Origin of the sequence: Indolivaga macrotermitis, from assembly GCF_900128985.1 — a bacterium.
In the GTDB taxonomy this organism is placed as follows: domain Bacteria; phylum Bacteroidota; class Bacteroidia; order Bacteroidales; family Dysgonomonadaceae; genus Dysgonomonas_A; species Dysgonomonas_A macrotermitis.
This window is the reverse complement of record NZ_FQUC01000003.1, coordinates 114,660-140,484: the sequence shown is the minus strand read 5'-3', so window position 1 is coordinate 140,484 and position 25,825 is coordinate 114,660. Positions and strand designations below refer to the sequence as shown.

The 25,825-nt window shown below is 37.9% G+C and carries 26 protein-coding genes and 3 tRNA genes; 16 read left to right on the top strand and 13 right to left on the bottom strand.

Annotation, left to right across the window (positions count from 1 at the left end; all coding sequences use genetic code 11):
* Nucleotides 1–9: 9 nt before the first annotated feature.
* The 3 genes from BUC12_RS06205 (at nucleotide 10) to BUC12_RS06195 (ending at nucleotide 4,095) form a co-directional block, all read left to right on the top strand.
* Nucleotides 10–1,029 (top strand): family 43 glycosylhydrolase, encoded by a 1,020-nt coding sequence (locus BUC12_RS06205; RefSeq protein WP_062177380.1) that lies wholly within the window; start codon nucleotides 10–12, stop codon nucleotides 1,027–1,029.
* A gap of 115 nt (nucleotides 1,030–1,144) precedes the next feature.
* Nucleotides 1,145–2,275 (top strand): aldose epimerase family protein, encoded by a 1,131-nt coding sequence (locus tag BUC12_RS06200; RefSeq protein ID WP_062177377.1) that lies wholly within the window; start codon nucleotides 1,145–1,147, stop codon nucleotides 2,273–2,275.
* 5 nt (nucleotides 2,276–2,280) lie between these two features.
* On the top strand, nucleotides 2,281–4,095 hold the full coding sequence (locus BUC12_RS06195; protein WP_062177374.1) for a glycoside hydrolase family 2 protein: 1,815 nt from the start codon (nucleotides 2,281–2,283) through the stop codon (nucleotides 4,093–4,095).
* Between the two features lie 268 nt (nucleotides 4,096–4,363).
* Here the strand turns inward: BUC12_RS06195 and BUC12_RS06190 are convergent.
* Nucleotides 4,364–4,438, bottom strand: a tRNA-Pro gene (locus tag BUC12_RS06190).
* Nucleotides 4,439–4,619: 181 nt separating this feature from the next.
* Here BUC12_RS06190 and BUC12_RS06185 point away from each other — a divergent pair.
* Nucleotides 4,620–5,078 (top strand): surface-adhesin E family protein, encoded by a 459-nt coding sequence (locus BUC12_RS06185; RefSeq protein WP_062177371.1) that lies wholly within the window; start codon nucleotides 4,620–4,622, stop codon nucleotides 5,076–5,078.
* A gap of 244 nt (nucleotides 5,079–5,322) precedes the next feature.
* Here BUC12_RS06185 and BUC12_RS06180 read toward each other — a convergent pair whose 3' ends face one another.
* The 4 genes from BUC12_RS06180 to BUC12_RS06165 all read right to left on the bottom strand — a co-directional run bounded on the left by BUC12_RS06180 (nucleotide 5,323) and on the right by BUC12_RS06165 (nucleotide 7,934).
* Nucleotides 5,323–6,699, bottom strand: coding sequence for an MATE family efflux transporter (locus BUC12_RS06180; protein WP_062177369.1), 1,377 nt, complete (start codon nucleotides 6,697–6,699; stop codon nucleotides 5,323–5,325).
* 161 nt (nucleotides 6,700–6,860) lie between these two features.
* Nucleotides 6,861–6,933 (bottom strand) — tRNA-Gly (locus tag BUC12_RS06175).
* Between the two features lie 14 nt (nucleotides 6,934–6,947).
* Nucleotides 6,948–7,030, bottom strand: a tRNA-Tyr gene (locus tag BUC12_RS06170).
* Between the two features lie 715 nt (nucleotides 7,031–7,745).
* The gene (locus BUC12_RS06165) at nucleotides 7,746–7,934 is read right to left on the bottom strand and encodes a hypothetical protein (protein WP_062177364.1); all 189 of its coding nucleotides are present in this window, start codon (nucleotides 7,932–7,934) and stop codon (nucleotides 7,746–7,748) included.
* A gap of 155 nt (nucleotides 7,935–8,089) precedes the next feature.
* On the opposite strand from BUC12_RS06165, the gene queC reads away from it, so the two are divergent.
* The 4 genes from queC (at nucleotide 8,090) to BUC12_RS06145 (ending at nucleotide 10,302) form a co-directional block, all read left to right on the top strand.
* Complete coding sequence (gene queC, locus BUC12_RS06160; protein ID WP_062177360.1) at nucleotides 8,090–8,755, top strand: 7-cyano-7-deazaguanine synthase QueC; 666 nt, start codon at nucleotides 8,090–8,092, stop codon at nucleotides 8,753–8,755.
* 90 nt (nucleotides 8,756–8,845) lie between these two features.
* Nucleotides 8,846–9,571, top strand: a complete 726-nt coding sequence (locus BUC12_RS06155) for a hypothetical protein (protein ID WP_062177358.1) — start codon at nucleotides 8,846–8,848, stop codon at nucleotides 9,569–9,571.
* 39 nt (nucleotides 9,572–9,610) lie between these two features.
* Nucleotides 9,611–10,084 carry a preQ(1) synthase gene (gene queF / locus BUC12_RS06150; protein WP_062177355.1) on the top strand — a complete coding sequence of 158 codons (474 nt, stop codon included), beginning with the start codon at nucleotides 9,611–9,613 and terminating at the stop codon, nucleotides 10,082–10,084.
* Nucleotides 10,085–10,107: 23 nt separating this feature from the next.
* Entirely contained in the window at nucleotides 10,108–10,302 is a 195-nt protein-coding gene (locus tag BUC12_RS06145; RefSeq protein ID WP_062177352.1) for a hypothetical protein, read from the top strand.
* Nucleotides 10,303–10,312: 10 nt separating this feature from the next.
* Here BUC12_RS06145 and BUC12_RS06140 read toward each other — a convergent pair whose 3' ends face one another.
* Nucleotides 10,313–11,164: an energy transducer TonB gene (locus tag BUC12_RS06140; protein WP_062177349.1), complete on the bottom strand. Its 852-nt coding sequence runs from the start codon at nucleotides 11,162–11,164 to the stop codon at nucleotides 10,313–10,315.
* Nucleotides 11,165–11,239: 75 nt separating this feature from the next.
* On the opposite strand from BUC12_RS06140, the gene BUC12_RS06135 reads away from it, so the two are divergent.
* Both BUC12_RS06135 and BUC12_RS06130 read left to right on the top strand, forming a co-directional pair.
* Nucleotides 11,240–11,704: a GNAT family N-acetyltransferase gene (locus tag BUC12_RS06135; RefSeq protein ID WP_062177346.1), complete on the top strand. Its 465-nt coding sequence runs from the start codon at nucleotides 11,240–11,242 to the stop codon at nucleotides 11,702–11,704.
* Nucleotides 11,705–11,813: 109 nt separating this feature from the next.
* Nucleotides 11,814–12,395 (top strand): LOG family protein, encoded by a 582-nt coding sequence (locus BUC12_RS06130; protein WP_062177341.1) that lies wholly within the window; start codon nucleotides 11,814–11,816, stop codon nucleotides 12,393–12,395.
* A gap of 89 nt (nucleotides 12,396–12,484) precedes the next feature.
* Here BUC12_RS06130 and ribH read toward each other — a convergent pair whose 3' ends face one another.
* The 3 genes from ribH to BUC12_RS06115 form a co-directional block, all read right to left on the bottom strand.
* Nucleotides 12,485–12,979 (bottom strand): 6,7-dimethyl-8-ribityllumazine synthase, encoded by a 495-nt coding sequence (ribH, locus tag BUC12_RS06125; RefSeq protein ID WP_062177336.1) that lies wholly within the window; start codon nucleotides 12,977–12,979, stop codon nucleotides 12,485–12,487.
* 139 nt (nucleotides 12,980–13,118) lie between these two features.
* Nucleotides 13,119–13,823 (bottom strand): tetratricopeptide repeat protein, encoded by a 705-nt coding sequence (locus BUC12_RS06120; RefSeq protein WP_062177332.1) that lies wholly within the window; start codon nucleotides 13,821–13,823, stop codon nucleotides 13,119–13,121.
* Between the two features lie 371 nt (nucleotides 13,824–14,194).
* Complete coding sequence (locus BUC12_RS06115; RefSeq protein ID WP_062177832.1) at nucleotides 14,195–15,526, bottom strand: PhoH family protein; 1,332 nt, start codon at nucleotides 15,524–15,526, stop codon at nucleotides 14,195–14,197.
* Nucleotides 15,527–15,709: 183 nt separating this feature from the next.
* On the opposite strand from BUC12_RS06115, the gene BUC12_RS06110 reads away from it, so the two are divergent.
* Complete coding sequence (locus BUC12_RS06110) at nucleotides 15,710–16,270, top strand: helix-turn-helix domain-containing protein (protein ID WP_062177328.1); 561 nt, start codon at nucleotides 15,710–15,712, stop codon at nucleotides 16,268–16,270.
* A gap of 52 nt (nucleotides 16,271–16,322) precedes the next feature.
* On the opposite strand, the gene BUC12_RS06105 is transcribed toward BUC12_RS06110, so the two are convergent.
* Both BUC12_RS06105 and BUC12_RS06100 read right to left on the bottom strand, forming a co-directional pair.
* Nucleotides 16,323–16,805 carry a hypothetical protein gene (locus tag BUC12_RS06105; protein ID WP_062177325.1) on the bottom strand — a complete coding sequence of 161 codons (483 nt, stop codon included), beginning with the start codon at nucleotides 16,803–16,805 and terminating at the stop codon, nucleotides 16,323–16,325.
* Nucleotides 16,806–17,178: 373 nt separating this feature from the next.
* Entirely contained in the window at nucleotides 17,179–17,940 is a 762-nt protein-coding gene (locus BUC12_RS06100; protein ID WP_062177322.1) for an NrtR DNA-binding winged helix domain-containing protein, read from the bottom strand.
* A 362-nt stretch (nucleotides 17,941–18,302) separates the two neighbouring features.
* Between BUC12_RS06100 and BUC12_RS06095 the strand changes: the two genes are divergently transcribed.
* From BUC12_RS06095 to BUC12_RS06085, 3 genes are all read left to right on the top strand, one after another.
* On the top strand, nucleotides 18,303–20,534 hold the full coding sequence (locus BUC12_RS06095; protein ID WP_062177829.1) for a heavy metal translocating P-type ATPase: 2,232 nt from the start codon (nucleotides 18,303–18,305) through the stop codon (nucleotides 20,532–20,534).
* 6 nt (nucleotides 20,535–20,540) lie between these two features.
* On the top strand, nucleotides 20,541–20,753 hold the full coding sequence (locus BUC12_RS06090) for a heavy-metal-associated domain-containing protein (RefSeq protein WP_062177320.1): 213 nt from the start codon (nucleotides 20,541–20,543) through the stop codon (nucleotides 20,751–20,753).
* A 136-nt stretch (nucleotides 20,754–20,889) separates the two neighbouring features.
* The gene (locus BUC12_RS06085; RefSeq protein WP_062177316.1) at nucleotides 20,890–21,795 is read left to right on the top strand and encodes a hypothetical protein; all 906 of its coding nucleotides are present in this window, start codon (nucleotides 20,890–20,892) and stop codon (nucleotides 21,793–21,795) included.
* A gap of 1 nt (nucleotide 21,796) precedes the next feature.
* Here the strand turns inward: BUC12_RS06085 and BUC12_RS06080 are convergent, their stop codons facing one another.
* Nucleotides 21,797–23,092, bottom strand: coding sequence for a DKNYY domain-containing protein (locus tag BUC12_RS06080; protein ID WP_062177311.1), 1,296 nt, complete (start codon nucleotides 23,090–23,092; stop codon nucleotides 21,797–21,799).
* Between the two features lie 6 nt (nucleotides 23,093–23,098).
* Entirely contained in the window at nucleotides 23,099–24,478 is a 1,380-nt protein-coding gene (locus BUC12_RS06075; protein ID WP_062177308.1) for a DKNYY domain-containing protein, read from the bottom strand.
* Nucleotides 24,479–24,959: 481 nt separating this feature from the next.
* On the opposite strand from BUC12_RS06075, the gene BUC12_RS06070 reads away from it, so the two are divergent.
* Together BUC12_RS06070 and BUC12_RS06065 are read left to right on the top strand one after the other, a co-directional pair.
* Nucleotides 24,960–25,601, top strand: a complete 642-nt coding sequence (locus tag BUC12_RS06070) for a DUF2975 domain-containing protein (protein ID WP_062177303.1) — start codon at nucleotides 24,960–24,962, stop codon at nucleotides 25,599–25,601.
* A 13-nt stretch (nucleotides 25,602–25,614) separates the two neighbouring features.
* Nucleotides 25,615–25,821, top strand: a complete 207-nt coding sequence (locus BUC12_RS06065; protein ID WP_062177826.1) for a helix-turn-helix domain-containing protein — start codon at nucleotides 25,615–25,617, stop codon at nucleotides 25,819–25,821.
* Nucleotides 25,822–25,825: the final 4 nt, after the last annotated feature.

The following is a 25,825-nucleotide window of genomic DNA, read 5'->3' as shown; positions in this document are numbered from 1 at the left end:
GATAAGCTTATGAGAACTATATTGTTAAGCATTACCTTATTGTTATCGTGTGTGGGATGTTCGGGTTGTAACGACAGTAAAGAGCATGAAGAACAACCGAAGACTGGGACTGAAAATATGTACTCGAACCCCATAATAGACAGAAGCCTGCCCGATCCTACCATAATAAAAGCCGAAGATGGAAATTTCTATCTGTATGCGACGGAAGATACCCGCAATATACCTATCTACAAGTCACAGAATCTGGTTGACTGGACATTCGTAGGTACAGCTTTTACCGAAGCTTCCCGTCCTACATTTGAGCCGAATGGCGGATTGTGGGCTCCCGACATCAATTATATAAACGGGCAATATGTACTTTATTATTCGATGTCGGTTTGGGGTGGTGAGTGGACTTGCGGTATAGGTGTAGCGACTTCGGATAAACCCGAAGGACCATTTACTGATCAGGGAAAACTTTTCCGTAGTAATGAAATGGAGGTTCAGAATTCTATCGATCCGTTTTATATAGAAGAAAATGGAAAGAAATATTTGTTCTGGGGAAGTTTTCGTGGGATTTATATGATCGAGTTAAGTGACGACGGATTAACAGTCAAAGAAGGAGCCGAGAAAATGCAGATTGCAGGAACAGCTTTTGAAGCGACTTATATTTATAGAAAGAACGGATATTATTATCTTTTCGCATCTATCGGAAGTTGTTGCGAAGGCGTAAATAGTACCTATCAACTGGTAACAGGACGTTCGCAGTCGTTGTTTGGCCCGTATTTGGATAAAACAGGCAAAGACATGATGGACAATGGATACTCATTGGTTATAGGTTCTAATCAGCGGTTCGTAGGAAATGGTCACTGTTCGGAAATCGTACAGGATAAGGCAGGTAACGATTGGGTATTTTATCACGGAGTAGATGTGAAGAAACCTCAGGGACGTGTATTGTTGCTCGATCAGATACAATGGGATAATGATGGCTGGCCATATGTAGACAATACAAGTCCTTCTTTATCTGCCGAGAAACCTGTTTTTAATTAAATATTATATTTAAATATTTTATTGAATTGTAATTGGTAGGGGCGAGGCTCTGCTTCACCCGATGTAAAGTCCCACCCCTATGAATCACAATTCAAAGAACTTAATATAAATAGCGATGAAAAAAATCTTTTATTTATTAAGCATTCTTCTTTTATTTTCATGCAATGAAAGTAAGAAACAAGACTTGCCACTTTTAGATAAGACGGCTTTTGATACCGAAGTAGACGGACAGCCGGTTTCACTCTATACACTAGATTCCGGTAACGGACTTGTAGTACAGGTGACTAATTTCGGACTGCGGGTAGTATCTATCTGGACTCCCGATAAAGCAGGAAACTATGCCGATGTTGCTGTTGGTTATGAAAATATCGGCCGTTATCTCAACAATACGGGAGAACGCTTTCTGGGGCCTGTTGTAGGACGTTATGCCAACCGTATAGCTAAAGGCAAATTTGAACTGGACGGAACAGAGTATCAATTACCTATCAATAACAACGGACAGACTTTGCACGGAGGACTTAAAGGACTTGATATGAGAGTATGGAAGGTAGAGAAAGCAACAGACAAATCCATTGACTTTTCTTACACCTCTCCCGATGGTGAAGAAGGGTTTCCCGGTACTGTGAAATTTCAGGTCAATTACTCCGTTACTCCCGACAATGAATTCAAAATAACTTACCAAGCAACTACCGACAAACCGACTGTTGTGAATTTATCTAATCACTCATTCTTTAATCTGAAAGGAGAAGCCGGAGGTACTATCACCGATCATATACTAACTATAAACGCAAGTAACACGACCCCCATTGACAGTGTTTTGATACCGTCAGGAGAAATAGTATCAGTAGAAGGGACTCCATTCGATTTCCGTCAACCGACAGCAATCGGAGAAAGAATAAATACAGATAACGAACAGTTAAAAAATGGCTTAGGATATGATCACAATTGGGTATTGGATCGTAAAACGGCTAAGGACATCGAACTGATCGCGTCTGTTTACGAACCCACAAGCGGAAGATTTATGGAAGTTTATACCGATCAACCCGGTTTGCAGTTTTACAGCGGGAACTTTTTTGATGGTAAAGTAAACGGCAAGTATGGAAAACCTATCAAATACAGGGAAGCCATAGCCTTGGAAACTCAAAAATTTCCGGATAGCCCTAATCACGACAATTTCCCGACTACACGATTGAATCCCGGTGAAACCTATGAGCATACTTGTATCTATAAATTCTCAATAAAATAAATACTATGAAAATAAAGTTATTAGTAATACTGTTTTTTGCTTCGGCATTAGGATTATCCGCTCAATGGAAACCTGCCGGAGATAAGATTAAGACAGATTGGGCAAATAAAATAGATGTGAATAATGTATTGCCCGAATATCCCCGTCCGATTATGGAACGCTCCGATTGGCAAAATCTGAACGGGCTTTGGGAGTATGCTATATTACCTTTAGGGCAAACTGAACCCGCACGTTTCGATGGAAAGATACTTGTGCCTTTTGCAGTAGAATCGAGCCTTTCGGGAGTTCAGAAAGAATTGGGTAAGGAAAAAGAGCTTTGGTACAAACGTACATTCTCTGTTCCTTCTAATTGGAAAGGGAAGCAAATACTGCTTCACTTCGGAGCAGTGGACTGGAAAACAGAAGTATTTCTGAACGATGTAAAAATAGGAAGTCATAAAGGAGGATATACGCCTTTCAGTTTTAATATTACTCCTTATCTTTCTTCGGGAGAACAGAAATTGGTTGTGAAGGTATGGGATCCTACTACTGATGGTTATCAGCCTGTGGGAAAACAGAATACAAAACCCGAAGGTATCTGGTATACTCCTGTTTCGGGTATCTGGCAGACAGTATGGCTCGAACCAGTGAATAACAAACATATTGTAGCTATAAAGGCCATTCCTGATATTGATTCTAAAAAAATGACCATAGATATCTGTACAGAAGGAACTTCCTTTGGAGACATCATAGAAGTGGTTGTAAAAGATGGAAATAGTCAGGTAGCGATATCGAAAGCTGCAGTAGGCCAGCCTTTGGAGATAGCTTTAGCTAATCCTAAACTGTGGTCACCCGAATCTCCCTTCTTATATGATGTAGACATTAATCTGTACAGTAACGATAAGCTTTGCGATAACGTAAAAAGCTATTCAGCCATGCGGAAAGTTTCTATGAAGAGGGATAATAATGGCATAGTACGTTTACAATTGAATAATAAAGATTATTTTCAGTTCGGGCCTCTCGATCAAGGATGGTGGCCTGATGGATTGTATACCGCACCAACAGATGAAGCTTTGATTTACGATATTCAGAAAACCAAAGACTTCGGTTTCAATATGATCCGCAAGCATGTGAAAGTAGAGCCTGCTCGTTGGTACACTCATTGTGACCGTATGGGAATACTCGTTTGGCAGGATATGCCTAATGGCGACCGTTCACCACAATGGCAGAACCGTAACTATTTCAATGGTTCGGAACATATCCGTACAGCAGAATCGGAAGCTAATTACCGCAAAGAATGGAAAGAGATTATCGATTATCTGATTTCATACCCTAGTATAGTAACATGGGTTCCCTTCAATGAAGCATGGGGACAGTTCAAAACACAAGAAATTGCCGAGTGGACGAAAGCTTACGATCCGTCACGTCTGGTTAATCCCGCCAGTGGAGGAAATCACTACCGTACAGGTGATATGCTCGATCTGCATAATTATCCCGGACCCGAAATGTATCTGTACGATGCTGAAAGAGCTACCGTATTGGGCGAATATGGGGGCATAGGGTTACCATTACAAGGGCATTTGTGGCAACCCGATAAAAACTGGGGATATGTACAATTCAAGAACTCGAAGGAAGTAACGGACGAATATATCAAGTATGCTGAAATGTTGAAGAAAATGATTCGTTCGGGATTCTCGGCAGCAGTTTATACACAGACAACGGATGTTGAAGGTGAAGTAAACGGGCTGATTACTTACGACCGTAAAGTTATTAAGTTGGAAGAAGCCAGAACCCGCAAAGTAAACCTCGAAATATGTAATATTTTAACTTCTGATAAATAGATTCAAACATTTAGTTTGCAAAGCCTCTCTATCTTATAGCTAAGACAAGAGAGGCTTTCGTATGAATAGGGAATTTAGGTAAAACCGGCTTTACCCTCTCAGTGTATATTCCTAAAGGACTATTGATATTTTCAGAATTACAAGCTCTATAATTTGAAGAAAAATCTTTTCAAAACTACTGAAGTGCTTGTAAATATATACAATACAAGAAAGCATTTAATAAAAAAAAGCACCTACAATATTAAATGTAAGTGCTTCTTGATTTCAGTCGGGATGACACGATTCGAACGTGCGACCACACGCCCCCCAGACGTGTACTCTAACCGGGCTGAGCTACATCCCGAAATCGGTTGCAAAAATAGAATAATATTACAATAAATACAAGTTTTGAATATCTTTATATAAATATTTTATTGCATAGGAAGAAATCTTCAGGACAAAGCAAACAAGACAACCTTATTTATTGTTCTCTTTTATAAATCATTAAAAGGAAACAACAATTATATATTTAAATTTATCCGGATATGAAACATATTTGCATTCTTCTACCTATTATCTTCATTTCTCTTACTCTGTCTGCGCAAGACTATTGGAAGAATATCGCTGTGACGGAAAACACAGAACTATATGTCGACTCGAGCAGTGTAAAAACATCAGACGGATTGATATATGCCCGGACAAAAACCATATATACAAATGACAGTACACGTCAGGCATATGTAGCGAAAATCAAAAATGTGTTTAAGAAAAAAGATGCAGATAAAAAAATACAGAAATGGGAAGGATTCAATTATTCCATCTCATACGGTATATACGATTGCAGTAATAAACGGTTCAAAATATTGGAAGTGGAAGATTATACAATTGACAATAAAAGAATTGTTAAAACCAAAGTCAAGGAAGATAAAGCTAAATGGATACTGGTTGATATAGATACTGTCGGCGACTATGTCCTGTTCGATATTTGCGATAATCATTATTAAGAATATTGCACTAAAAACCTTTTTATCAAGTTATTTCATCCGACAAAAGACACTTAAATGCTTTTTTTGACCAGAAAATGCTTATGTTAAAATATATTTCGATATTTTTGTATTCGAAAATATATTTCTGCATATATTTTGCAGAGTTCTACAAGCAAGCTAATGCGAGTAGTTATTCGAACGACAACAAAAAAACAACCTATCGCCCGATAGGTTGTTTTTAACATTTAAACATATCTTATCCTTAGATAGTCGGTCGTTTCTTTTTAACTTCTCTACGATATAATATCGTAAACCAAATAGGCAAAATTATCCCCTTACATATCGATGAAATAGCAATAGCCCACCAAACCCCTATTATTCCCATATCCGATGCCAGATAATAAGCCAGGGGAATACGTAGGGCATTAAAAGTAATACTTATTACGGCGGGCTCTATTGTACGGCCTATCCCATTAAACATACCTTGCGTTGTCAGTTCAAACATCATAAACACCTGAACCAGTCCCATCACGAACAAATATTGCGCACCGGCTATCATCGCCTCTTCCTGAGGAACGATCAAACCGAATATCTGTCCGCCAAATAAGATAAAGGCGATACTGACAACTACCCCTACCGACAACATTATTCTAAGGGCATAAATATAAGCCTTACGCCCCCGTTCGATATGCCCGGCAGCATAATTCTGTGCCATGAATGCACTCAAGGCTGTCGAAAAACCCTGTGAAGTATTCCATGTTACCCCCTCGATCTGTCCACCCGTAGTTTGAGTCATTAAGCCTATATGTCCACCATATATTGAGGCTACACGAGCCAGATTCATATTAATAATTGCATACAACGAGTTCATGATAGAAACCGGGGTTCCTAAGAAAAACACCCGTTTAAGAAACAACATACGAGGCATAATCATGAAACGGAACTGACCTAAAATCGGATTAGCATATCTTATCTGATAGTAAAACAAAGCAAAAACAAACAACTGTGCTATTACAGTACCAATAGCCGCTCCATGCAATCCCAAACCGAGTGTGAACATAAGAATAGGATCGAGAATCATGTTTAAGACCAGTCCGAAGGCATTATTGCGGAAAGGTACAAAACTACGCCCTGCCCCATTATAGATACCCGAAAAGTTATAGGACACAAACTGAAAAGGAAGGCATACAGCTAATATTCTTAGATATAAGGCAGCATCAGTAGTAATTGCAGGATCGAGTTTGAAAAATGATAGAATAGGCTCAGCAAAAACAAATAATAACAGTACCCATATAACCCCTATCGAGATAGATATAGTAGTAGTATGAGATGCGTATGCTTTTGCCAAACGCATTTTTTTAGCACCTATAGATTGTCCTACAGCCACTTCTGCCCCTATCATTGCCAAGTAAGCAATAGAGCCTGTAAGCCATAGCAACATACCGATGGCCCCTATAGCAGCCTCTGCCCGGGTAGCAACTTCCGAATGCCCGCCTGACCCTAAACGACCTACCCACGACATTGCCATCAGTGTATAAGCCATTTGCAAAAAGCTGGTACCCATTAAGGGTAAGGCCAAACGCAAAAGGCCAGATAAAATATTACCTTCTGTCAGATTATTAATACCTCGATTTCCCATACAATTAAGGTCCCAGACCTTTTTAATTGGTTTTGTATGCAAAACAACAATAGATTGTTATGATCCCAAAACATATCATTAAATACTTACAATTGCTTAATCGCAATAGTTTCTATATAATAGAAAAAGCGACTACCCAAAGTAATCGCTTTCTTTATCAGAGCGGAAGACGGGGTTCAAACCCGCGACCCTCAGCTTGGAAGGCTGATGCTCTATCAACTGAGCTACTTCCGCATAATTAAGTATTGTGGGCAGTGATGGATTCGAACCACCGTAAGCTTACGCTATCTGAGTTACAGTCAGACCCATTTGGCCACTCTGGTAACTGCCCAATGCTTAATTGCGATGCAAAGATAGTAGATATTTTTGTTTCACCAAATACCTCGAAAGCTTTTAGCAAACAAAAATAAGTCTTAAAAAAGCTAGAAAGCTGTATGCTAAGGGATTTCTTTTGATATTTTTATAAAAGAAAAATAGCCCATCCCATCTCATAGGATAAACTATTCTATAAATGAGGATAACCCTAAAAAAAACAATCTTTGAACCCCAACACTTATACCACTCGTAGTATCTATAGTACAAAGAAAAGGTTTGATTGTTACACACCCGTTACGTTTATAATAAAACTACCTCAATATTTTATGCGCATCAGTAGTTGAAGACGTTCTGTCTTTTTCTGTAATGATCTTTATAGAAAGGTGACAATAACTAAACAGAGGTGACATTCGGCTGTTACCCGGGTGTCACTTTTGTCACCTTGCTATTTCGTTATACATCAATCCAATACCCTTAAAAAGGTGACAAAAGTGACACCATTTTTGAATTTATTTTTTTAGTTTTCCTCTTTTAATTTTTTAATTCTTCGTTTGTTCTGTTCCAATATGTCAAAGGTCTCTTTGGTAATAGATAAAAATAAAAGGGATTTATAATTGAGAGAACTACTTTGATCATTGTTTATTTGCTAAAATGTGCTTTTAGTTGACGGGTGTAAGCAAAACCTTGCGTAAGAGTAAGAGTCTTTTTTGCTTTTTACTGATTTGCATCATTTATGAATCTTTCGATTCGCGAAACAATACATCTACACGTGCGTCTATTGCATCCGATATCCTTTTTGCTTCTTTGCGATAGTCTTCTTCACTCATCATCTCGGCATTATTAATAAGGTCTTCCGATTGCATGCGAAGATCTACAATCTCTCTGTCCGAATTTATTTTATCTTGAATCTTTCGGGTCATACGTGCTTCTGATTTATATTATATTGCTGCAAAAATACATAAATATTCGACCTAATTCTATTTAAATATATTTTATATAACTACCTTTGCCCCCGAAAAGGGAAATAAATCCCTTTCCGTGTAACTTCGATTAACCACGTAAAAAACAGAGAATAATGAATTCTAAAGAATCTGCTTTAGTCCTATTTTCAGGTGGACAGGACTCTACAACCTGCCTCTTTTGGGCACTTAAAAATTTCTCATCTGTACGCACTTTGTGCTTCACTTACGGACAGCGGCATTCGCTCGAAGTAGAGATTGCCGAAGGTATAGCATCCCGGGCCAATGTTCCGTTCCAAAAGTTAGATGCATCTATCATCAGCCGGTTATCGACAAATTCATTAACTGATGCTAATGTAGTAATGGATAAAGAAAAACCTGCCGATGCATACCCCAATACATTCGTACCGGGGCGAAACCTATTGTTCCTCACCTTTGCCGCGGTAATAGCCCGTAGCCATGGTATCCGGCATATAGTCACCGGAGTATCGGAAGCCGACTACAGCGGTTACCCCGATTGCAGGGATACGTTTATCATGTCAGCCAATACCTCTATCAATCTGGCGATGGACGAGCATTTCGAAATACATACACCATTAATGTGGCGCGACAAAACTGCTGTCTGGCAACTTGCCGATGAATTAGGTGTATTCGATCTGATCCGCAATGAAACCCTGACATGCTACAACGGAATACCCGCCGACGGTTGCGGGGAATGTCCTTCTTGTAAATTACGTAAACAAGGACTTGACAATTACTTGAAGATTAAGGAAAATAAATAGTATTCCGGCAAAAAACACTTCGGTTTTAAGATCCGGTTCTTCCGATTATATAAGAAAAGCTTTATCTTGCAGGCATTTTTATTTCATTTTATGCAAATACGACTATTTTTTATTTTAGGTTTACTCGCTACCGGTTTGACTGTTAAAGCTCAGACCCCTAATGAAGATGCTATATTTGAGAAGTTAAAGCAAAAATACTCTGTAGAAGCATACGAGAATGCCCGGCGCGATTATGAAGTTGCAAACGATACCGTTAAAGCCATTATGCTAAATGTGTATTCGATGCCTATGAGCAGCCGCAAAGAAACTATCGAAAATTATGAAGCCCATATTCAGGAGATCAATAATCTAAAGAACGAATTTTCTAAAATTGTCCCGAAAGGATATGTCGTTTCTCTAAATATCGAGTTGGCCGATAACCCTTTACGTTCTATCGTCAGTATCGACCTGATGATATCAAAAAAGAATAAAGAAGGAAAACTCGAACTTGTAGACGGCGAATTTGACTTGGAATATGGCTCGGAACGGTTGGATCAGTTATTACGGATATTAAAATGGGATCCTATGACTTTTAGCAATATCAGGTTTATGATGCAATTAGCTAATTGTTGCTCAATCGAAAACGGGAACCCCGTTGAGATCGGATTTACCCGTAGCGGACTGGGCAAATATTCCTACCTGATATTTCCGACAGATATACTGACTGTTCCACAAATAAAACAATATAACGACGGTTGCGAATATATGTATTACAAAAAGAACGTTGTTATAAAATACGAGGGAGGCATGGCCGGTCCCCAATGTTTTACTGATTAAGAAAAAATAGTATCCGTGACATATAAATATTAAAAAAATATGAGTAACGAACATATAGACGGATTAAGCCACCTGGGTGGTAAAACCGAATACAAAGATAACTATGCTCCGGAAGTACTCGAAGCATTCGATAATAAACACCCCGAAAATGATTATTGGGTAGTATTCAATTGCCCTGAGTTTACCAGTTTGTGTCCTATTACGGGACAACCTGACTTTGCAACCATACACATCAATTATCTGCCCGATATCAAAATGGTCGAAAGCAAAGCTCTTAAGTTATATCTTTTCAGTTTTCGTAATCATGGGGCTTTTCACGAAGATTGTGTAAACATCATTATGAAAGATTTAATAAAACTGATGAATCCCCGCTATATTGAAGTCATAGGTGTTTTTACTCCACGGGGAGGAATCAGCATTTATCCATACTGTAACTACGGCCGTCCCGGTACGGAATATGAGCAGATGGCCAGGACCAGACTACTGCACCGTAATCCTCAACAAGGATATTAAGCCGAATAATTACATCGCGTAATATGATACCTTTACTTATCACAGCCAATTTGTTCAAAGCTATTTTTGCTATAAACGTTATAGCTTTGGTGGCCGGTGTATTTCTCGCAAAAACCGGACATATCAAAATAGCCCGCATACTTTCTTATATATCCCTTGTGGGTATATCGATATGTATCGTTTATATGATTCTGGTGATGCTGCCCTTTTTTGCTTAAAACCGACCTGCTACTGAGCAATAACCTGCATAATGCTTACAGGTTTATAAAAACGGATCAGGCTTCTATATGGAAAATTGACAGGTTGATAAACACTATCACCATACAGTAAAGGCGAATTTTGGGCTATTTCAGCCAGGTCTAACTGGATAAATATCTCGTGAGCAGAATAAAAATCAACCGACAATCTCCATCTGGTATCCAATAGTCTCCTGTTTCCGGTCAAAGGTTTCCATTGACGGACATTATTTAAGGTTTGTATTACCAGATTACTTGCCTGTCTATCTTTAGTAGTAGAGTCCAGCACTTCTACCTCTGATAAGAGTCCGTTGTCTAACACTCCAAATTCTATAATTACAGACTCTCCTGATAGTTTCTGAGACTTATTCTTTGCTTTCAATTGCTTCATCAGCAGATCTTCATAAACTTCTTTTGTACTTTTCAGTAACGGAAAGGTATAATCCACAGCTGTTCTTGTTCTATCTAATTTCGGAATAGAGTCGCTTTTCAGTTCGAAATATATAGTTATCACAGCCAAAGACCAATGCGGTACAGTATTTGCCCTATTATGAGTCCATTGAGGCATACGCATAAGAGCATTTCTTACCACACTGTCACATTCTACACTAAGAGGCTCTACAATGGATACTTGCTCGACAGAACCGTCACTTCCGATAATACAGTTTGCAGTAACCCTTCCTTGCAAGCGGCTATTTATTGCCGACTGGGGATAATTGATATTCTTAAGGAGATATTCATTAAGAGCTCCTTCACCTCCTGTAAATTCAGGATAACTATACGATACCTGAGCAGATAAACCTAATGTATAGACGAAAAAGATAAAGAGGATCGACAATTTCATAGGGTTAAGAATTGTTGATATATTACAAATGTAAAATAAAAAATATAACTTAGCTCCTATAAAATGTATTAAAAGATGACACAAATAAACATCGATTTATACAAACCTGAATACAAAGACGACTTTATTCGTCTTAATACTGAATGGATTACTACTTACTTCCGGCTGGAAGAAGCGGACATTTATACTCTAAGCCACATCGAAGAATATATTCTGGATAAAGGAGGTCAAATATTTTTTGCCCTTTATGACGGGATAGTGATGGGATGTTGCGCCTTAGTCTATCATCCGGAGCACAATACATACGAAGTGTCTAAGATGGCCGTCTCGCCTCATGCTCAAGGATTAGGGTTAGGGAAAAAGTTGCTCGAAACTGCTATTAGTTATGCAAGGGAGAATGGAATCAATCAACTATTTCTGGAAGGTAATACAAAGCTAGAGGCATCTATTGCTTTATATACAAAATTAGGGTTTAAAGAAATCCCAATCGCAGAGGCAGCTTATGACAGATGCAATATAATGATGGTGTGCGATTTATAAATATTCACTGTTTTGTCATATATTTTTAACGGATTCGAAATAAGAAAAGAAGTATCTTTGGATATTAAAAGGTCATAGATAAGACCTGAAAATTTTAAACAGATAATAAATGAAAAGTATTGCAGTATATTGCGGATCGAGCGAAGGCTCAAATAAAAACTTTATGGCAAAGGCCTTTGAATTAGGTGCTGCCATTGCAAAACATCGTATAAATCTTGTATACGGAGGTGCTCATGTAGGCCTTATGGGCGCAGTTGCGGATGGAGCCCTATCTGTTGGAGGAACAGTAACTGGCGTTTTACCCAGGTTTTTGGCAGCAAAAGAACTTCAGCATATGACTCTAACCGAAACATTCCTCGTTGACACTATGCATCAACGTAAAGCTATGATGAGCGAATTGGCCGAAGGTTTTATTACCCTGCCCGGTGGATTCGGTACAATGGAAGAGTTATTCGAAATGCTGACCTGGGCGCAGTTATCTCTGCATAAAAAACCGATAGGACTGCTTAATGTAGATGGATATTATGACTCTCTGATACGTTTTATTGAAGACATGAATAAAAACGGTCTATTAAAAAAGGAGCATGTGGACTTACTTATTGTTAGTGACAATATTGAAGACCTGTTGCTAAAGATGAAAGAGTTTGTTCCTTTAAAAGATGAAAAATGGGTTGCTGCAGTTAATCGTTAACATCCCCGTTTTCTCCTTCTGTTTTTTGTAAGTATGAAAAAAACCGACTCAATTAAGTCGGCTTTCTTTTTATATAGCAATATGCTTTTTTATAAGGAATTGCGTCTGCCAAAATCTACCATCTTAAGAGCAGTGACTGCGCATTCGTCACCTTTATTACCATGTTTACCTCCTGCCCTATCCAATGCCTGTTGCATATCATCTGTTGTAAGTAATCCGAATATAAACGGAATAGAGTGCATCACATTCAGCCGGGCGATTTCCTGTGTTACCCCGCTACAGACATAATCGAAATGAGGAGTATCTCCACGTACTACACTACCTAAAACAATCACTGCATCCACTTCGTGCACATCGGCAAATACCTGCGCGCCATATATCAATTCAAAACTACCCGGTACATAATCGACCAAGATGTTTTCCGGTTTTACGCCATGCTTCAATAAAGTATTGCATGCTCCGTCGCGAAGCGCATAGGTGATATTATCATTCCATTCCGAAACTATAATACCGATTTTCATATCTTCGCCTGATGGTACAGTTGCCGGATCGTATGATGAAAGATTGTGATATGCCGTTGCCATAGCTGATTTCTTTTATTTATTAAGTTTACATTATTTCTATTCTGCAAAGATAACTAGATTTTACTCAAAAAAATAAAGTTTTGCCATTGCTGACAAAACTTTATTCTGATTTCAAAATCCTTTTCCGAATTTCTATTTCTTATTGTGCACCCTTTAACAATGTAGCTTCTGTGATATACTTATCAGCTTCAGAAGCTTCGGGTGAAGACATATAGTCATTTTTGATTTTTGTAAACAAGCTAATTACTTTATCATAATTTTTCAGGTCACGATACACTACTGCTGCTTTCTTATAATAGATAGGGCTTAATAGGGCATCATTCGCATCTTTTGCCGCACCTTCGAAATAAGACACTGCATCCTGAGCCTTTCCTGTATTCACAAGACAATCGCCGATAGCTCCTTTTATTGCCGGAGTAATCATATTATCCCCGCCACTAAAATCTTTCAAATATCCAAGAGCCTGTTCGTATTGTCCTAAACGAGCATATGATAATCCGGCATAAGCTTTAGCTAAATCCCCGGCTTTTGTAGAACCGTAATCACTTATGATACCGATAAATCCGATATAACCGTTACCGTCACCATTTAGTGCAAGCGAATCCATACCTGACTGAAAGTATTGTTCTCCCCTGAATAAAGCTATCTGAGCTTCTTTGTTCTTAGGTTCGATTACAAAAACTTTATAAGCCCAATATCCTCCAATAATAACAACTAATGCTATTACTGCTATTAATAGTTGTTTTTGGTATTTGAAAAGAAAATTACCAGACGATATAACAGCTTCGTCTATCTTGTTCCAATCTTTTTCTTCGTTCAACTCGCGTTCTTTTCTGCTCGCCATTTTTTATAGTATATTTTTTAATTTAGATTCAACTATATATTTTCAGGATAAACTGTTTGACAGTTTATCCTATTGCAAATAAACAGGTACTATATCTACCCTAAAAATTGCAGTGGCAAAAATAATCCTTTTCCTTGATATTCAAACAAAAAATGTAAGGCTTTTTTCATTTAATGATGTATACTCAACAAAAAAGCAAAATAAAAGTCTTTATATCAATCTGTCTAACACTCTTTGTTATAGCCAAACCTGTCGTCACCTATCACAAAAACCAAGCCTATCAACCCCCAATAAGCATCAGGTTATAAACCAATTATGGCAGATAAAACGAATTATCTGCCATAATATTACTATTAATTCTAAAGCTAATGTTACAATAATACACTAGCCAGTTCAGACAGGCGACTCCTTTCTCCTTTTAGAAGGTTGACATGGGCAAAAAGATCCTGCCCCGACATTTTATCTATCATATATGCCAATCCGTTAGACTGCGTATCGAGATAGGGAGAATCGATTTGTTGTAAATCTCCGGTAAAAACCATTTTGGTATTCTCTCCTGCCCTCGTTATAATAGTCTTTATTTCATGCGGAGTGAGGTTCTGAGCCTCATCGACAATACAAAAGGTCTCGGACAAACTCCGTCCGCGAATATAAGCAAGAGCTTCTACTTCGAGCTTCTTCGTCGTCTGAAGTTCTTCGATCCGCTTTACTTCTGTCCCTGCATAGTTAAGCTGGCTTTTTATAACTACTAAGTTATCAAAAAGAGGTTGCATATAGGGTGCTATTTTTTGCTTTTCGTCACCCGGAAGATAGCCTAGATCCTTATTACTCAATGCAACAATTGGCCGTGCTAAAAGAATCTGCCCATAATCTTCATTCTGCTTTAGTGCTGCAGCCAGAGCCAAGAGAGTCTTTCCTGTTCCTGCTTTACCGGTCAATGCTACCAGCTTGACATTGGGATCAGTCAGTATATCGAAAGCAAAGGCCTGTTCTGCATTTCGGGGCTGTATCCCGAAGCATACTTGTTTATCAACTTTACGGATACGTCCTGCATAGGAATCATAACGGGTCAAGACGCTTTTCTTCCCATTTTTCATCACGAAACATTCATTCGGGTTGATCGGCACATCAAAATTGAATTCCCCGAAAGGGATACCCTCCGGCTCACTATACAGCCGGTCGATAACCGAAGTGTCGAACCCCGACAAGGTCTTATGATGCTCTTCGAAAAGGGCAATATCGGTAACCTTATCGTTGATATAATCCTCTGCCATTAACCCTACGGAACGTGCTTTCATCCTCAGATTAATATCTTTAGTTATCAGTACCGTCTTGTGCTTTGGATTACGCTCGGTAATATCGAGCGTAGCTGCCAGAATACGGTGATCAGGAATTTTCTCCGGAAACAATGCTGTTATCCGGTCTTGCGCTTTAATACTTGTTTCTACATACAACCGTCCCATTCCGCTACCGATAGCTGATCCTTTTGTGAACAGATCATCATCGGTTATCGAATCTAATTGCCGGAGAAACTCCCGGGCATTGTAATTAATCTGATCATTTCCCTTTTTAAATTTGTCCAATTCTTCGAGAACTACAATCGGGATATAGATGTCGTTTTCTTCGAAATTATCCAGACATCTAAAATCGTGTAAAATAACATTTGTATCCAGTACAAAATTCTTTTTCTTACTTTTCCCCATAATCAGATTCATTTTAGTTTACTGTACTTAACCAATCACGTATAGAACATTCTAATGTACTACTTTCGTTCACAAACTATGTTATTTTTTTTATAGATATTTCATATCATTAATATAATCTATCTTTCAGATTAATGATGATTACAGAAAATATCTTTATAACTTTGATAAAAAGATTCTATTATGAAACTCTATATCAAAAATATGGTATGTCCGCGTTGTATCATGGCAGTAAAGAACATACTCAACGAACAAAAAATAGAGACTCTGGATGTGAGGTTAGGAGAAGCTATTTTAACAGGGGAACCCGACAAAAAAAAGCTTCAGGAACTGAGGATAGCCCTTGGGAATATGGGCTTTGAGCTTCTCGACGACTACCAACAACAACTAATAGAACAGATACGGACAATTATTATCAACCATATCCACTTTTCGACTGACAATGGATTTAATATATCCGAAGTGCTTTCGGAACAGTTGCACCGCGAATATTCTTTCCTCAGTAAATTATTTTCTGCTACCGAAGGTATTACTATCGAACAGTATACAATATTACAGAAAATAGAGAAGGTAAAAGAACTACTAACATATAACCAGCAAACATTGAGTGAAATAGCGGATTCGTTGGGCTACAGCAGTGTCGCCCATCTGTCGTCTCAGTTTAAAAAGGTTACGGGATTTACTCCTACCCAATTCAAACAGCAGGGAATTGGGCTCAGAAAAGGTCTTGACCAGATTATATAAAAAAGAAGCCGTCCTGCGACCGCAGGACAGCTTCTTCAGCACTCTTTGATTCTCACTTAGTAACCTTCTCGAAAAGGTCTTTTCTTTCAGCTTTTGTCAGTATTGTTGTATCCAACTCCAGTTGCTCTGCCACATATTTTTTCACATCTGCTGTACCTGTCATTACATTATCTTTCAGGATAATATCGGTATAGACCGTATCAGGTTTAGAAAAAATAATTTTACCAGCTTTTAATTCGTATTTCGACAGGTCGAAGATTTCTTCTCCGACTTTCTTTTGGGCAGTATTATCAAGCTTAAAGACATAGGTAGTGGTCTCCAGTTCCATCTTTTTTATAAATTCTTCCACCTGCGTCTTTACCTCAGCATCAGTAGCTTCAACAGAAGCCTCTACGTTAGTCCGTTTCCAGGTTCCAACCAAAGCATCAGGAATATTCCCCTTATCATTATCGTTATCATCATCACTGCATGCAGTAAATGAAGTACTCAAAACAGAAGATACCAGAAATAAACTTAATAAATTTTTCAGATTCATGATTAAATAATGTTTTTTTAATGGTTAGTTAATAGTTAGTATTCTAAACAAGACATACCTTCCTCCTTTAGCCATAATTCAATTATAGCCGGCATAAAAAATTCAGTAAGGCGTAAATCTTGTTTTACACAATTGTGAGATAGATAACAGAAAACTTTTTCAGTGCCTTGACAGTACTATACCCGGGATATTTCCAATATCTGTATAGAAAGAGTCAAAAAAGAGGCATACGTTGCGGCTTCAACCCTTAAGAAAAGTTAACAGCATTCTAGAATAGAGACAAGCAACTAATAAATAAAAACTTAGGATGAGAAAAAAATACCGCCTAAGGTTTAAACCCAAGGCGGCAATATTTATAATTCCTTCTAATAGATTATATCCAGAATACAAGGTCTGCCCTTCTGTTAAACTTTTTCCAGTTAAAGTAAAACAACCGGGCTTTGCCGATATCTGTATAGCCCGACATTTTCGAGATATAACCTTTGGAGAGTACTTTTCTTTCAAAATTGCGGGCATCCAGATCTTTCTGAAAAACCTGTTCATATACACTTCGCAGATCTTCTATCGTAAAATAATCGGGAAGTACATCCTTTTCAATAGGGATGGCATGACCATGCCTGCGGATTTCGTCGATCGAAGATTTTACAATATTCCGGTCATCTCCAAATAATTCAGGCATTTTTGTCAACAAGAACCATTTAGATTCAACATTCGGATTAGATGATAAGTCAATCTTTCTCATATCCACCAATGAGTAATACCCCATGGTCACTATACGCTTAACATCTTCAGAAGAATCTGTATCGCTCAAACCATGCAAATCCATAATGGTAGCCAGTTCATTTTTAGTGAGCCTGTCATTATCTCCAAACAACCTGAATTGATATGCAGTTACGTTTGTTTGCGTTGTGTAGGCCGAGATTACACGCCGGGCAGCGTCATCGGTATTTTCCGATCGCATTACTAAACTGGAAGGAAGCATCCATTTACGAGAGGCACCAGTCCGGGTTAGTAAAATCTTCGGGCTTCTGCTATCGAAGCCAACAATTACACATGCTACTGATAAACTTTTTTGATAGCAAGTAGCTTCTACTGATAGGTTGTGCCTACCAGTACTAGGGTTTAATTTTTTCATGTTGTCGTTCTTTCGTTCTTTAATACAAACACATTTTCCAATAAACGTATCACTGACAGGATATCAGTATCGCGAGAGAATTACGCATAGATAATACGCGTTATTACAATATGAGTTTGAGTCGTTGTTAAAAAAAATAATATATATCCGGCGAATCATCCAATTTCCATATATCCAGTTGCGATTCGCTCTGAGGTAAAGATAATAATAAAAATATATCCGCGCCCCAAAACTTAATTTATAATAACAATTTCACAATATTCTTCAGGTTTTATATGCAAAGTATAAACAATATCCAAAATTATGTAATAGAGAGCAACCTTGTAGTCTCTATCTTTGTTTTACCAAAAGGAAAGAATAATATGGATACAAATAATAATATAAAAAAGACATTACCTGTACTGAATATGTACTGTGCTGCTTGTGCCAACAGTGTACAGAAAATATTGAAACGTCAGGACGGGGTTGGTGATGCTGTGGTAAACTTTGCAACAGAGACCGCCCAGATAGAATACGATCCACAGAAAACTAATACCGATAAACTCAAAGCTGCATTACAGGCTGTGGGTTATGACCTTAATATAGAAGAAAACGAACAGGCAAGGGAGGATGTAGAAACCCATCACAGGGAACATTACCAGTCATTGAAAAAGAAAGTAACGGGGTCTATTATATTGGCTATTCCATTAGTCATATTTGCAATGACTCCTTCACTGATGCATCTGCCTTTCGCTAATTATGCAATGTGGATATTGTCTACACCTATTGTTTTATATTTCGGTAAGGATTTTTTTATCAGAGCTTTCAAACAGGCTCGGCATGGAGCATTTAATATGGATACTCTGGTATCACTCAGTGCCGGAACAGCATATTTGTACAGTATATTCAATACATTGTATCCTGAATTCTGGCATTCGAGAGGATTACATGCCGATGTTTATTTCGAGGCTGCTGCTGTGGTTATCACCTTTGTTCTTTTGGGAAAACTGCTCGAAGAGAAAGCAAAGGGAAATACATCTTCTTCGATTAAGAAACTGATTGGTCTACAACCGAAAACGGTAATGCTGATCGATTCTTCGGGACAGGCAGTAGAAACACCTATTGCTCAGGTTAAAGCTGGCGATACAATATTAGTAAAACCCGGAGAAAAGATAGCCGTAGACGGAATCGTTATTGAAGGAGCATCTTTCGTTGATGAAAGTATGATCACCGGTGAACCGGTTGCGGTTGAGAAAAAATCCGGTGATAAAGTTTTTGCCGGAACTATTAATCAACGTGGCAGTTTCAGTTTCAGAGCCGAAAAGGTCGGTGCTTCTACCCTACTTGCACAAATAATAAAGATGGTGCAGGATGCACAGGGAAGTAAAGCCCCTGTTCAAAAACTAGTGGATAAAATAGCCGGAATATTTGTACCTATCGTTATTGGTATTGCTATACTATCTTTTATAATATGGATGATATTAGGTGGAGATAATGCTTTTACTCATGCAATATTAGCTTTTGTTACGGTACTGGTTATAGCATGCCCCTGTGCTTTAGGACTGGCAACCCCGACAGCTATTATGGTCGGGATAGGAAAAGGTGCCGAAAACGGTATACTGATTAAGGATGCGGAGAGCCTCGAAATCATCCAGAAGGTAAATGCTATTATGCTAGATAAAACAGGAACTATTACTGAGGGAAAACCTCAAGTTACAGATATCCTATGGAGCAAAGAAGCAACCTCCGAACTTAAAAATATCCTGTTCAGTATAGAACAATCTTCCGAGCACCCTTTAGCCGAAGCCATTGTTACATATTTGCAGGACGACGCACAGCTGATCTCTGACTTAACAATAGAAAGCCTTACCGGGCAAGGCATTTCCGGGACTTTGAACGGTGTACACTATCTTGTAGGGAATGAGTCTCTTATCGAAAAAAATCAGATAACCTATCCCGATAACATACGAGAATGGGTAAACGGACGCTTAAAACAGGCAAATACAGTTGTGCTTTTCGCCGACGCGGATTCGGTTATCTGTACTATTGCAATCGCCGACCGTATAAAACCAAGTTCTATTGATGCTGTAAAACAGTTACAAGCCCAAGGCTGCGAAGTATATATGCTGACAGGTGATAATGAATATACTGCCGGAAGCATAGCTACTCAAGCCGGAATAAAACATTTCAAGGCAGGATTGTTGCCTGCCGATAAAACTGAATTTATCAAGCAATTGCAATCGGAAGGAAAGATTGTGGCAATGGTAGGTGACGGAATCAATGATAGCGCAGCTCTGGCTCAGGCAAATGTAGGTATTGCAATGGGGCAAGGGAGTGATATAGCTATTGATGCAGCCAAAATGACTATCATATCGAACGATTTAACGAAAATACCGACAGCTATCAAGCTATCGAAACAAACAAATCGTACTATCAGGCAGAATCTTTTCTGGGCATTTATTTACAACATAATAGCTATACCTATTGCAGCAGGCATTATGTATCCGATAGATGGTTTTCTTCTGAATCCGATGATAGCAGGTGCTGCTATGGCTCTGAGTAGTGTAAGTGTAGTTAGTAACAGTATAATTCTAAAATATAAATCATTAAAATAAACAGTTATGAATACAGAATTAAAATTTAAGACCAATCTCGATTGTCAACATTGTGTAGCCCGAGTAAAACCTTTACTGGACAAAGTATCCGGTATCGAATCATGGAGTGTAGACCTCGCAAATCCAGACAAAGTACTTACTGTACAATCGTCCGGCGCAAATGCCGAACAAGTAATTGATACTGTAGAGCAAGCAGGTTTTGACATCAGCAAAATCTGAAGTAAAAATTAATCATATACTCTTTTGACCGAAGGCTTTTATCTGTGATGAATAAATCATTGGATAAAAGCCTTTTTTAATTTCTTTTTAGAAGAGAAAATGCTATTTTGCAGGAGAAAAAAACAACATTCAGATTATGCTTAAATATTTAGTAATAGCACTTTTCGCATTTACGTGTTGCAGTAATACAAAAAAAGAAAATATTGTTTCGGTATGTAATATAGTAAGAGATACAATTCCGGATAAAGAAACAGACGAATCGAATAATTATTATTCAAGAGCCGTGGATATAGACTCAGTAAAGATGTATCTGCAAGAAGCACATCAAATTCATGAAGCATTACGGACTAAACTCCGGAAGGCTTCGCCACAACAGGCAGACTCTATTTTTATGGCACAAAATTATCGTCCTGATCATATAAACTTTTTTGATCTCACAGAACCAACCCTCAGCCGGTGGGAAGTGTACGGCAATACCACTAAAGAAGACACTCTTATTGTCGGGCTATTAGCTGAAGAAGGGTTTGAGCCTATCTATATCGGCGAAGGAAATGCAGATATAGCTACTAATGCATATTGGTATTACAACATTTTCGAACCTTATGTTACAGATGCTGTCAAAGGGTATATGAAAATCGAAGCCGATCAGGACAGGCTTCTCTCCGCAGACGCCGGACTTGTAGTGCCTCTGAATGAACTTTTAGATTACGCTATAGAATGGGAGAAGTATCTAAAAGCTTATCCTGAAGGTAAATTAAGGTCTAAGACAATAGCCAGATACAGGCTCTATATGGAATTGATCATGTTCTGTGATTATGACAATACTCCGACATTCGACCGGACAACCGGAATTCTTGAAGGCTACATATTAGAAGAGATCAGGGCCCTTGCTAGAAAATACCCTGAGACTGAAAGTTGTAAAATACTGCAAGAATATTTATCCGGACTTAAGGGTACAAATTATAAATATACAAAGGAGCTTGAAGATAAAATACTGTCCCTATGGATGCTAAAGGACTATGAAGGTTACATATACGAATAAATCACTCATTTCGTGATGAATATCGCCCATATTTATCTTCGAATGTGTATTCATCTATTTTTTTGAATGTAGACATATCCATATTCCTCCAGATTTTGTATTGTCCTCCCCGATACAGATAAGCATGATTAGCATCCCTAGCCACCATTTGGGAAAGGACTTCAAATGTTTTTGGATCAATCTCATCAGTAACAGCTAAACACATATCCATTCCGTCCATATAAAAGTAATATACATGGTTCTTATCAAAATACCAATAAGGTGAAACACCAGACACACCAAAAGTCGGCACATCCATATCTGCAACCGGAACTACTGTTGAGAGACGGTCTTCCTCATACGTATCTATCTGATAAACACGTTTATCATCCTTAAAGAAGTAACCAACTTTTCTGAACTTATTCGCATCGATGTAATCGAGCTTCTTTAAATGGTCAGGAGAAAATAGCTTATGAACCTCCACGTATACTCCGGAAGTATCCCGGTACAGATCTTGTTCAATCCAATTGAATGTCGATGCATCCAATTCTTCACGAACCTCTCCTTTGTAGTAAACATGTAACGAATCCTTCGCCACATTATATGACATTGTAGAGAAAGTAGGTACATCCACATCTATTATTTCTTTATCTCCGTAATATACTTTACCATCCTCTTGTGAGTAAAACTCTTTAGGATTGAACAGAAAAGGAACTATACAAAAAAAGCACACAAAGACCAAAGCACCAACGACAAAAGGATTAGATCCTTTACTTTTCTTCCGTATCTCGATAGGAGCTGAACTAAAATCTGAGGCCTGTACCTTGTCTATGTATTCACAAGTATAGTTATTTAACGGCATTCCGTTTACATGCTCAATCCAACTATGTTCATTTGCCTGAATCCACTGTTTCCGGGAAAGTAAATCTACAAGAAAGCGTTTGAAAAGCTCTTCCTGCCGGAGCGAGTTACACATAAATATCTTCTCTGCCGGGCGAATATACAGCTCTATCGTCTTATTTCCTCCCTCCTGCTTATACATGATAGTTGTAATATCCCTGATCTCTATCCGGCGCCTGCCTCTTTCGAAAATACCGATAGACAATATACCATCATCAAGTGTCAGACGATAAGTTACTCCATAGCGGAACATTACGAACATGACCACAAAAGCCAGCATTATCATACCTACAAAAGCACTGATAATACGAGGATATACAGCATAGATAGCAAAATAAAACACAAAAATCAGTCCCAGAGCGATTAGTATCGCTGTAGGACTAAATTTTCTCAGTTTATACGTTCTGCCTCCGCTCACTTAAAACTACTTTACATTTCTTCTTACAGATATCTCTTCACCTCCCGAGCGTATAGTCCAAGTAGTATTTTTATCTTCGTAATTCTTATCATTTATCCTTCGGAACGACGGAGCATCCGCACCTTCGAGAATCGCATAACCGTCCTTTTCGGTAGCCTTTTTAGTATCCGATGACAAATCGCGGGTCAGATAATAAACATGATTTTTGTCTTTAACCGTTGTGAAAGATAATATCTCGAATGTATTGCGGTCTATTTCGGGACAAGGACGAAGATCTTGCCATGTTCCGAAATAGATCCTGTTTTTATCAGCATACCAATAAGAGGATTCAAGCATCTGGAACGAGGCTACATCAAGGCCTTCAACTTCCACTTTTTTAAGAGGACTTTTATCGCCATCCATGAGACTAATATTAATTTCGTATACATTATTCTTATCCTTGTAATAATGAGACGAATATCCCCCTACCGATTGAAAGGTTGCAGCGTCGTATTCACCTTCAATTGGCTTTATTTTATTTTTAGAATAGAAATTCGAGGTTTCAAAATAAACACCATTCTTATCATAATAGAAAGGATCGCGCAGGCACGTAAATGTTGCCCTGTCGGCCCATTCCAGTATCTCCCCTTTGTAATACACATGTGATGAATCCTTTATTACTGTATAGCTAAGTACTTTTACCGAATCGGGATTAACTCCGACCAACTCTTTATCTCCATACAGAACCCGGGTACGCTCGTATTCATAGAATTTTTTAGGATTGATAAAGAAAGGCAATATCGACCCACCTAATAACAGTGCAAAAAAGATAACCAACGCCCATATTACAACCTTATTAGTATGTTCTCCCTTTTTGTTTATACGGACAATTGTGGAGGTATTTTCATGAAATAGAGCTTCATTATAGTATTCGTTCCAGAGAGTATTCTTATATACTTTCTGGCTTTTCTTATATGTAGCAGACTGTAGTAATCGTTCTAACATCGATTTTATTTCCGCAGACTGATTATTAGCCAGAACATTCAACAGGCTTTTTTTCTGGTTATCGGCATAAATAATTAAAGCATCGTTGCCTTCGTTTGTACCGCCACGATGTTTGATAAGCATTATCCGGTTTAGTTGAACCGAAGCTTCCACTTTATTGTTCTTTCGTACCGTGAAATCCGATTGGGTTATTTCTATTGTATAGACTTTGTTGCAAATACGGGCTAATAATCCCATGAGTGCAAAGAACGGTATAACCGCTATGATCAGAAACTTCTCCATTCCGCCACTAATGAAAAAATCACTGAAATAAATTGCAGATATAGTAAATAGTACGAGTAAACAGAGTACCGATATTAATAATAGCTGACGGTTTTGTACTTTGATTTTAAAACTATCCATTTCAAAAAATATTTATCCCTAAAAAAGTATTGTTTATACGCTGAATCCTTATCCCGAATTAACTCCGGCAATAATAATCAGGATACAAATATAAAAGTAAAAAGAATAGTTACCCTAAAATATCTTAAATTTTACATTACTGCTTCCACCTCATAAAACTTCCGGACTTATATTACAACCGCAGACCACCATAACCGGACACACGCGAAACAGTATTTCAATAAATATTTATCGTTTTTCGATAAATTATTTGTGTATTTCGAAAAATAATTATTCTTTTGCATTATCATAATTATCACAGAATAACAATCGTATGGGTATCATTATTTGTGTTTACATAACAGTTGTAATTTTTATATATGCTCTGATAGCAAACCGCCATTAAACAACAAGCTATCAGCATTTATTACAAATCAGCAATAAATTGATATGACTCCAAAATACGTCTTTAATACTTACAGCTACTTAAAATAATAACCACATGAATAAAAAAATAAAACTGTATTGTATAATCTTATCGGTTATTTACATATCTGTAGTAGTCTATACAATCTTTAGAGAAGTTGCCAGCTTTAGCGCCGGATTCAACGAAGGATTAAAAGATATTCCGCGCGAAACACTACACGTCAATCTCATACCTAAAAGTGGAGGGTATTCTTTTCCTACATCGACCACAAATATAATGGACAATCAGGAAATGAAGATGGAAATACAATCTGCCAAGATAATGGTCTTTCATCCTCAAAAGCTACCATTGCCTATAACGATAATGTATTATGCAATTATATTTCTGGCTTTTGCGATATTGATCTGTACTATTTGGTTGCCATTCTTATTTTTCAAAATAATAAGATCGGCATCGAAAGGTAACATTATCGATCTGAAGGTTATAAAACGAATAAAGAAAATAGGTATTATTCTGGTATTCTTTTACGTAATAGATGTACTTATTTATATTGTAGAGACTCTCAAAGCTGAATATCTGGTCAAATTAGAGCATTATAACTTTTTCGTCGATTTTTCGGGATTCGGCACCTTGATACTGGGTATTGTTACGCTACTTCTTGCCGAAATACTGAGTGTTACTTTAAAAATGAAAGAAGAACAAGACTTAACTATCTAAAATGATCAATCATATGCCTATAATAGTAAATCTGGATGTAATGATGGCCAAACGGAAAATATCATTGAATGAATTATCTGAAAAGATAGACATTACTCCGGCAAATCTTTCGATATTAAAAACCGGTAAAGCCAAGGCTATCCGCTTTAGTACATTGGATGCCATTTGCAAAGAACTCGGATGCCAGCCCGGCGATATATTAGAATTTACAGAAGAATAACAAC

Coding starts and splice junctions, on each gene's coding strand:
- BUC12_RS06205 (WP_062177380.1), top strand. CDS start 10: ATGAGAACTATATTGTTAAGCATTACCTTATTGTTATCGTGTGTGGGA.
- BUC12_RS06200 (WP_062177377.1), top strand. CDS start 1,145: ATGAAAAAAATCTTTTATTTATTAAGCATTCTTCTTTTATTTTCATGC.
- BUC12_RS06195 (WP_062177374.1), top strand. CDS start 2,281: ATGAAAATAAAGTTATTAGTAATACTGTTTTTTGCTTCGGCATTAGGA.
- BUC12_RS06185 (WP_062177371.1), top strand. CDS start 4,620: ATGAAACATATTTGCATTCTTCTACCTATTATCTTCATTTCTCTTACT.
- BUC12_RS06180 (WP_062177369.1), bottom strand. CDS start 6,699: ATGGGAAATCGAGGTATTAATAATCTGACAGAAGGTAATATTTTATCT.
- BUC12_RS06165 (WP_062177364.1), bottom strand. CDS start 7,934: ATGACCCGAAAGATTCAAGATAAAATAAATTCGGACAGAGAGATTGTA.
- queC (WP_062177360.1), top strand. CDS start 8,090: ATGAATTCTAAAGAATCTGCTTTAGTCCTATTTTCAGGTGGACAGGAC.
- BUC12_RS06155 (WP_062177358.1), top strand. CDS start 8,846: ATGCAAATACGACTATTTTTTATTTTAGGTTTACTCGCTACCGGTTTG.
- queF (WP_062177355.1), top strand. CDS start 9,611: ATGAGTAACGAACATATAGACGGATTAAGCCACCTGGGTGGTAAAACC.
- BUC12_RS06145 (WP_062177352.1), top strand. CDS start 10,108: ATGATACCTTTACTTATCACAGCCAATTTGTTCAAAGCTATTTTTGCT.
- BUC12_RS06140 (WP_062177349.1), bottom strand. CDS start 11,164: ATGAAATTGTCGATCCTCTTTATCTTTTTCGTCTATACATTAGGTTTA.
- BUC12_RS06135 (WP_062177346.1), top strand. CDS start 11,240: ATGACACAAATAAACATCGATTTATACAAACCTGAATACAAAGACGAC.
- BUC12_RS06130 (WP_062177341.1), top strand. CDS start 11,814: ATGAAAAGTATTGCAGTATATTGCGGATCGAGCGAAGGCTCAAATAAA.
- ribH (WP_062177336.1), bottom strand. CDS start 12,979: ATGGCAACGGCATATCACAATCTTTCATCATACGATCCGGCAACTGTA.
- BUC12_RS06120 (WP_062177332.1), bottom strand. CDS start 13,823: ATGGCGAGCAGAAAAGAACGCGAGTTGAACGAAGAAAAAGATTGGAAC.
- BUC12_RS06115 (WP_062177832.1), bottom strand. CDS start 15,526: ATGGGGAAAAGTAAGAAAAAGAATTTTGTACTGGATACAAATGTTATT.
- BUC12_RS06110 (WP_062177328.1), top strand. CDS start 15,710: ATGAAACTCTATATCAAAAATATGGTATGTCCGCGTTGTATCATGGCA.
- BUC12_RS06105 (WP_062177325.1), bottom strand. CDS start 16,805: ATGAATCTGAAAAATTTATTAAGTTTATTTCTGGTATCTTCTGTTTTG.
- BUC12_RS06100 (WP_062177322.1), bottom strand. CDS start 17,940: ATGAAAAAATTAAACCCTAGTACTGGTAGGCACAACCTATCAGTAGAA.
- BUC12_RS06095 (WP_062177829.1), top strand. CDS start 18,303: ATGGATACAAATAATAATATAAAAAAGACATTACCTGTACTGAATATG.
- BUC12_RS06090 (WP_062177320.1), top strand. CDS start 20,541: ATGAATACAGAATTAAAATTTAAGACCAATCTCGATTGTCAACATTGT.
- BUC12_RS06085 (WP_062177316.1), top strand. CDS start 20,890: ATGCTTAAATATTTAGTAATAGCACTTTTCGCATTTACGTGTTGCAGT.
- BUC12_RS06075 (WP_062177308.1), bottom strand. CDS start 24,478: ATGGATAGTTTTAAAATCAAAGTACAAAACCGTCAGCTATTATTAATA.
- BUC12_RS06070 (WP_062177303.1), top strand. CDS start 24,960: ATGAATAAAAAAATAAAACTGTATTGTATAATCTTATCGGTTATTTAC.
- BUC12_RS06065 (WP_062177826.1), top strand. CDS start 25,615: ATGCCTATAATAGTAAATCTGGATGTAATGATGGCCAAACGGAAAATA.